The organism is Pseudoalteromonas sp. BZA4, from assembly GCF_040104395.1.
In the GTDB taxonomy this organism is placed as follows: domain Bacteria; phylum Pseudomonadota; class Gammaproteobacteria; order Enterobacterales; family Alteromonadaceae; genus Pseudoalteromonas.
In genome coordinates this window covers 1-5,449 of the sequence record NZ_JBECOT010000111.1, presented here as the reverse complement: position 1 = coordinate 5,449, position 5,449 = coordinate 1, and the positions used below count along the sequence as shown (strand labels likewise).

At 39.7% G+C, this 5,449-nt stretch carries 6 protein-coding genes; all 6 read left to right on the top strand.

What is annotated here, in order from left to right:
• Window positions 1-245: 245 nt before the first annotated feature.
• The 6 genes from ABMY41_RS21315 to ABMY41_RS21290 are packed head-to-tail and all read left to right on the top strand — an operon-like array spanning window position 246 to window position 4,603.
• Entirely contained in the window at window positions 246-611 is a 366-nt protein-coding gene (locus tag ABMY41_RS21315; protein WP_055022201.1) for a hypothetical protein, read from the top strand.
• A 3-nt stretch (window positions 612-614) separates the two neighbouring features.
• Window positions 615-911 (top strand): type IV conjugative transfer system protein TraL, encoded by a 297-nt coding sequence (locus ABMY41_RS21310; RefSeq protein WP_036973922.1) that lies wholly within the window; start codon window positions 615-617, stop codon window positions 909-911.
• A gap of 9 nt (window positions 912-920) precedes the next feature.
• Window positions 921-1,631: a TraE/TraK family type IV conjugative transfer system protein gene (locus ABMY41_RS21305; protein ID WP_036973924.1), complete on the top strand. Its 711-nt coding sequence runs from the start codon at window positions 921-923 to the stop codon at window positions 1,629-1,631.
• A 6-nt stretch (window positions 1,632-1,637) separates the two neighbouring features.
• Entirely contained in the window at window positions 1,638-2,765 is a 1,128-nt protein-coding gene (locus ABMY41_RS21300; protein ID WP_171040481.1) for a type-F conjugative transfer system secretin TraK, read from the top strand.
• Window positions 2,766-2,776: 11 nt separating this feature from the next.
• Window positions 2,777-4,165 (top strand): TraB/VirB10 family protein, encoded by a 1,389-nt coding sequence (locus ABMY41_RS21295; protein ID WP_138534003.1) that lies wholly within the window; start codon window positions 2,777-2,779, stop codon window positions 4,163-4,165.
• A 3-nt stretch (window positions 4,166-4,168) separates the two neighbouring features.
• On the top strand, window positions 4,169-4,603 hold the full coding sequence (locus ABMY41_RS21290; protein WP_138558919.1) for a hypothetical protein: 435 nt from the start codon (window positions 4,169-4,171) through the stop codon (window positions 4,601-4,603).
• Window positions 4,604-5,449: the final 846 nt, after the last annotated feature.

The following is a 5,449-nucleotide window of genomic DNA, read 5'->3' as shown; positions in this document are numbered from 1 at the left end:
AAAATCAAAACACACCGCCAAGTGAAAGAGCCGTAAAAACTTCACGCGCTTTAAGTCAGAAAAAAGACTAGTTACCTCTTGCTTGACTCGCCCTTGAAAGGGTGAGATTGCGCAAGCCTAATGTTCAGAATCGAGTTCCTTAATTTTTATTCAAATTTAAATAAAAATCCGGCTTTATGCTGTTTTTAAGAGTTTAAGATTAATTCGACTTTAACGTTGAACATTAACTCTTAAGAGGTTTAAAAATGGAACTAACCAACCAATCAAACATTGTTGAAGCACCAACAATCACTAAAAAAATGTCTACTGCTAAAAAAGCGACCATCGCACTGATGGTAATCTCTTTAGCTCTATTAATTTCACAAGGCGTAATGGCTGCGGCTCCAACTTCTGGTGACTTCCTATACGGAGTTTACAATGAAGTAGTTGGCTGGTTAACCGGCGCACCTGGCATCATCATTTCAATTTTCACATTTGGCTTTGCTGCTTTCCAAGGCATTATGAAGCAGAACTATGCTACTTGTGTGGGTGCATTCCTTATCGCACTGCTATTTGCAAATGCACAAGATGCTGTTGAGTACTTCCTAACTGCTTCAGTTGGAGTGCTTTAAAACATGGAAACGCCCAATCGCTACCGCTGTAAGACCCACATCAACCAACCGTTATTAATCTTGTTTGTATTTACTAAAGAACAAGTAATACCGTTGATGGCCGCGGTAGCGATTGGCATGGTGACAAAACAGACCTTTATCCTTGTATGCCTAGCCATGGCATACATTTATATCTCTCAAAAGGTTAAAGGCCGATTCCCTAAAGCCTATGTTAAACACAAGCTTTGGTCTTATGGGTTCATCTTAACCAATCAAAGCAAATCAATTGCAGATCCAGTTAAACGTACATACCACCGCTAAGGCAAGAAAATGCTTGATGATAAATCCGCTTCAGTTCGAAGCTTCAAATCGATGGTTGCATCTAACAACATAAGCCGAGTAGCTAACCTATTTTTATCCATTACAGTTGCTCTAAGCGCTTTAACACTGTTTTTCAAAGACAGTGAAGTCGTTGTTATCCCAGAACAGAATTACTTTGGTGAGCTTACAATTCAAGGCGATAAAGCTAACCAGAATTACCAACAAGCATGGGCCTACAGCGTTTCTACTCTAATAGGTAACATTAACTCGCAAAACATCGATTTTGTAAAAAAGATAATGATGAAAATGTTATCTCCACAACTACAAGTTGAAATCGAGCCAATGCTAGATAAGCAAGCTGAAATGATAAAAATGCGTGATATACGACAAGTTTTTATTGCCGACGACCTAATTCATGAGCCTGAAACTGATTTAATCACCATTTGGGGCCAAAAAATCACTTTCATTGGTGGAGAGCCCAAAGCAGATACAAAGTGGAGCTACGAATTTAAGATCACCGCAAGAAATGGAAGACCTAAAATTACTCACTTAGATCAATATCCGGGCACCCCAAGAAAGCGAAAACAAGCGATGGAAGCGCGTGGCGATGCTGAACCGGGAACTTTAGAGTCGCAACCTTACTATGACAGTGAGCTGGAGATAGGGGTACTAGAAGCGGCAAAAGAACTGAAAGTGAAAGAACAACAGGAGAGCAACTAGATGAAAATGAAATCAATACTTTTAGCCATTGGTTGTGCGTCTAGTGCATTCACCTTCGCTAATGATGCAACTGAAAATCCAAGCGATACATTCAAGCTACCAACAGAGGTAGTAAATGAACAACCTATTCCGGTTACAAAGCAAGCTATATTCGAAGCGGCAAAAAACGGCATAAAATTAGATAGTCGAAGCGAACCTGTAATGAAAACTGTCTCCCCTCAAGATGAAATCAATCAAATTGCCGATAATGTAAAACCAAATGGAATGATGAATGAAGCTGACTTTAACCAATACCAGCAGCCACAAACTGCACAGTCAATTCGCTCAGGTAATGGGTACTCATTCCTAGATATCGTTAAATCAAAATATAAGCCAACCCAAAACCTTAGCAACCTTGAACCCGGCGCTAATATCGCTGTACCTGTAGCAGTGGGCTTGACGAATCCAATCATAACTAATTTTAAGATGGTTGCTGCTAGAACCCACGACGAAGAATCAGTCATTGAATTAGAAGATGGCCGTTTATACATCACTTTAAACTCACTTAAGCCTGTTGCTTTAATGTTGTTTGAAGAAGGTGTTCCAGAGTCAATGATTAACCTTACATTGGTACCAATGGAAGCGATGCCGGTTGTTGTAAATGTCGATGTGAATCTTTCAAAAACGATGCAATACAAAGGCGCAAACCACAGAGCGGAAATAAAAGAGCAAGAAGCTTTAGCTGAAGCGTCTTTAACTGAAGGCCACGTCGCAAATGTTGAAACAGATCGAGTAGCGCGTATTAAGCAAATTCTAAAACCTGTTGGTAAAGGTGAAATACCACAAGGTTTTTCACTTTCTCATGATGTATCAAAAGCGATGCACCAACCTTGCGGATTAACCATTAGTCAGCAAGTACTACAGCGAATTGTCGGTCCAAGAGAAGTTGTTGATGTAGTCAGAGTCCAAAATACAACTACACGCCCCTATACAGTTCGTGAACAAATGTGCGAGTCACGTGATGTTATGGCCGTTGCCATTTACAACAAATCACTACTTCAACCTGGCGAAGCAACAGAAGTTTATATCCTGCGAGACAAATTGCGCCAAAGCATTGTTAACACTAACTCTAAACGTCCTCGTGTAATCAACTAAGGCTGGTGGAAATGAGCATTAAAAAACAATGGGAAAATCCCAAAGTTAGAAAGTTTGCAGCAATACTGGTGATTATTCCTATTGCGTTCTTTGGTTATAAGTCGATGTCTTCGAGTGATAATAAAACCAGTCTGCAGGACAGAATTGCAGCAAGACAAGCTGAAGACCGCCTTGATGGAAAGGGTAAAGTACGCGGGCTATTTGATTCAGAAAGCATTGCTAACATCGATAAAAACGAATTCGACGAAATCTATGACAAGTCTGTAGACTCAATTCGCAGAAAAGAGCGTGAGGTATATACAGAAAAAGAGCGTGTACTTGAGATGGTTCAGCAACAGCAGCAAAGCATCGATGACCTGACGCTAAAATTGAAAGATTACGAGCGCCAACTGGAAGTGCGCGATAGAGCATATGCAAATACCCAACATAATAGACAATCAAATGGTGGCTCACGCTCAAATTACAACACTTCATACTCTGGTGCAGAGCAAGGGCAACAAGCTATAGCTGATGCACCACAACAGTACGATGAGAGGGTTTTTGACAGAACCCCTACTCAGCTTGTTACTGCAAAACCACAAATCGAAGGCCGTGTTATTAGAACTATCACCCAACGCAGCGTTCGAAGCATTAAGAGTTCGGGTGTTGTTGAAGAAAAACAGCAAAAAGATTTGTTGATCACACAACAAAGTCTAAAACCTGAAAAAGAGGTCCAAAAGAAAAGCGATCCAAATGAAGGTGGACTAATTGATTCTGACGAAGGCGTTGTTTATTTGCCTGCAGGCTCATTCTTCTCTGGTGTTTTACTTACTGGTTTGGATGCTCCAACACAGCTTGCAGCCAAATCTTCTCCTATGCCGGTTGTTATCCGAGTTAAAAAGGAAGCTATCTTGCCTAACCATTTCACTTTAGATATTCGCGAGTGTCACGTTATTGGCCAAGCAATCGGGGATTTATCAAGCGAAAGAGCGCATATCCGCGCACAATCAATTACATGTGTACGTAATGACGGTAAGAGTGTTGAAAGCGCGATTCAAGCGAATGCAGTTTCTGACTTTGATGGCAAACTTGGTATAGCCGGCAGACTTGTAAGCAAAAATGGCAACCTCTTAGCAGGCTCTATGGCAGCTGGATTTATGAGTGGCATTTCTGAAGCTGTTGCTCCTCAACGCACTACATCAATCAATACGTCTGGTGGTGATAGAGCGGTATGGGAATCAGTAGACTTAGGCTCCGTTGCTTCTGCTGGTGTGTTCCAAGGCTCAGCTGATGCTATGGATAGACTAGCTGAATACTACATCGCTTTAGCAGAACAGATTCACCCAGTAATTGAGATATCACCGGGACGTTCAATTACATTCGCTGTGCTATCTGGCACTAAACTCAAATTAGGTGATTAAACAATGAATGACTATATAAAAATGATTCTAATAAGCCTAGTAATGTCAGCCTTAGCATTTTTTGCTGGTGTATCTTACACAAAAGCAGTAAGCGAAAAATCGATGATTGAAGTAACTGATTTAATTGCAGGTTATGCGAAAGTTCAAACGTTTAATCCAGAAGAAATTTCAAAGCGCATTACATCAGAGGGGGCTACACCTGCAGAGCTGGCATCTTATATCGAGCGTTATATTAAGCTCCATCAGCTCAAAGGGGTAATGCTTATTGATGAAAGTTATGTAGTTGCAAAGCCTAATTTCTCATCATCTGCTACGCTTACTATGAGCGAGCTAAATAACCTTAGTGAAAAGTACAATATTAAAACTGAAATAGATTATGGCTCACTCCTTAGTGAATTCAATAAAACAATTAAAAGCGCCAAGAATTACACAAATTAGATCCCAACTAAAAACCGCCTCATCATTTTGTAGGCGGTTTTTTTTGATCTATGTCCTATTCTTGATATCAAATTCATTGGATTTACATCAGGCGTTAATTAACCACGAGAGCAATTAAAAAACAACGCGATAGCTTTCTCTACTGATATATAATATTAATTCTAAAAATAATTATGATTCACTAATGAGTGAGTTTAATAGTTTTGTTGAAAGAGCCAGCCACCAAAGTGTCCTTAATAAACAAGAACACGGATATATGGAAACTTCATGGCGGACGACCTACAGAGCTAAAACAATTGAAGGCAAGCTTGCATAAAAACTAACGCATTAAGAGATGGATATGTTTGGTATCTCACTAAAGAAATTGACGAGGATTTATTAGCACAATCACAGCAAGGTTTTATTGAACTGTGCGTTCTTGTAGATTAAGAGGTGATTAATTTCGATGATTTCAAGATGCTAATAGAAGAACCCCGAGAAGCTTTGGAGAGCTTTAGATATCTTATTTTAGAACTCTACAGCGCAGATCGTTTCATTATTGTTCAATCAGCACTTAATTCTTACTACAAGCATCATGATTCAAAACATCTATCTTTCCACAAATATACAATTAATACTCACAGGCCTTATTTCCACCACCTATGAGCGAAGTTGAAAAGAAGTTTGTTCATGTAAAAAGGGTTTCAATTCATCGAAAGTTTATTGAATATTTATATTAAGCCCGAATTCAGATAATAAGTGCACCACTCATGGTTAAACGGTGAGAAGAGATCAACTGCCTGTTGGTGGTACTCTATCGTCGCCAAACAAACAGAAGCATTTACCATGAGTTACAAGCAGTTGATC